This is a genomic window from Acidovorax delafieldii 2AN, from assembly GCF_000175235.1.
In the GTDB taxonomy this organism is placed as follows: Bacteria; Pseudomonadota; Gammaproteobacteria; order Burkholderiales; family Burkholderiaceae_C; genus Acidovorax; species Acidovorax delafieldii_B.
This window is the reverse complement of the sequence record NZ_ACQT01000405.1, coordinates 1-2,146: the sequence shown is the minus strand read 5'-3', so window position 1 is coordinate 2,146 and position 2,146 is coordinate 1. Positions and strand designations below refer to the sequence as shown.

At 69.8% G+C, this 2,146-nt stretch carries 1 protein-coding gene; it reads left to right on the top strand.

The annotated features are described in order from the left end of the window. Window positions 1-475 precede the first annotated feature (475 nt). On the top strand, window positions 476-2,146 hold a 1,671-nt coding region (locus ACDELDRAFT_RS21605; RefSeq protein WP_005800583.1), incomplete at its 3' end, for a PAS domain-containing protein.

Here is a 2,146-nt window from a genome sequence, read left to right as displayed (position 1 = left end):
CTGGCGGTGGTTCTGGGCTGGGTGCCGGCCGAGGCGCTGCGCACCCCGACGCGCAGCACTGCCGTGCTGGGGGGGGCGGCCTGCGGACTGGCGTCGGTACTCGCGTTCGTTCTAGCACCGCCACAACACCCCGTTCATGCCACGCTGGCCCATCCCGTCGCAAGCGCTGTGGCCGCACTGGTGATGGGGCCGCTGGCGGGCTCTGTTTCTGCCGGGCTGGCCCTGGTGTACCCGCCCATCCGGGGCACGGCCGCCGGGCCCGCCGCGGCAGTCCTGCTGGTATCGGCAGTTCTGCTGGGATGGGGCTGGCGCGCTGTGCGTTCGCGCTGGCACCTCGCCGCCAGCACGGCCGTGTGCGGGCTGGCCACAACCCTTGCACTGGTCGCGTGGGCCTTCGCGCCGCTGGCAGGCGCGGCGGCTGCGCAGGGCTACAGCGTGCCGGGGCTGATCCCCCTGGGGCATTGCGCTGGGGGGGGTGTTGCTGGCGGGCGGGGCCGAATTGCTGCTGGGCCGCGCCCAGTCCCATGCGGCCCTGCGCCAGGAGTTTCGCCTGCTGCGCGAACGCGAAGAACAGGTGCGCCTGGCACTCGACGCGCTGGGCGGCGGACGCTGGGAGTGGAACGTGCCGCGCCAGAAGCTGACTTTCCATGGGCACTTCTACGCGGCCTTCGGGCTTGAGAACACCGACACCGACGACGCGTGGGAACGCTGGTACGCCCGCCGCCACCCGGCAGATGTCGCGCGCCTGGCGCCCCTGCTCGAGCGCGCCATGCGTGCCGAGGTGGACACCTACGAGGCCGAGTTTCGCGTGCTGGATACCGCAGGCCGGTGGCGCTGGGTGCTTTCGCGCGGACGGGCGGGCGAGCGCGATGCCCAGGGCCGGCCGCTGACCCTGGTGGGCATGGACATGGACATCACGGCCCACCGCGAAGTCGAAGACGCCCTGCGCGCGTCCGAAGCCAAATACACCACCATCTACCAGACACTGCCCGACCCGGCTGGGATCTCGCGCGTGTCCGACGGGCGCTATCTCGACGTCAACCCGGCCTTCTGCGAAACGCTCGGGTTGCCGCGCGAGGCGGTGCTCGGGCGCACGTCCACCGAGCTCAACATCTGGGCTTCGGCCCAGGAGCGCGCGCGCCTGCTGCAGACCTACCAGCGCGATGGCAAGGTGGATCGCCTGTCGATGGTGGCGCTGCGCCATGGGGTGCGTGTGCCCGGCCTGATGTCGGCGCGCCCCGTGGTGGTGGACGGCGAAGACTGCTTTCTCTTCGTCTTCCACGACATGACCGAAGCCCAGCGCGCCAGCGACGAGTTGCGCGGGCTGAACAATCTGCTCCAGCAGGCCGGCCGCATGGCCCGGCTGGGCGCATGGGAAGACGTCCGCGACAGCGGCATGGCGTATTGGTCGGATGTCTGCTACGACATCCATGGGCTGCCGCTGGGCTCCGAGCTGCCACGGGATTACATCCAGCGCTTCGTGGCACCGGCCTGGCGCGAGGCCGTGCGCGGCAAGCTACACGACTGCATCCACCACCAGGCCGAGTGGAGCCTCGAGCTCGAGATCATCCGCGCCGACGGGCGGCAGGCCTGGGTTCGCGCGCGCGGAGAGCCCGTGCTGCGCGATGGCGCCGTCGTCGGCATCCGCGGCGTATTGCAGGACATCGACGAGGCCAAGCACTCCGAGCAGCGGCTGCGCCATTCGGAAGACCGGTTCTCGCGCATCTTCCAGCTCATGCCCTACCCCATGGGCATGACGCGCCAGCGCGATGGCGCTTATGTCGAAGTCAACCCCGCGTGGGAAGAACTGCTCGGCTATGCGCGCGCACACGCTGTGGGCAGCTCGGCCATCAAGCTGGGTATTTTTACCCCGGAGGCCCGTGCGCGGTTGATGGAAGTTGCCAACCAGAGCGGGCAGCTTGATGCCTACGAAGTCCCGATCGTCACCCGCACCGGCGAAGTGCGCACCGTACTGCAGTCCATGCGTGCCACCGAATTTGACGGCGAGCCCTGCTGGCTGTTTGCCCTGCAGGACATCACCGACCGCAAGCGCAACGAAGAACAGGTGCGCGAGCGCGAGGCGCTGCTGTCGCTCACCCTCTCGGCCGCCGCACTGGGCCTGTGGGACTGGAACCTGCAGAGCGGT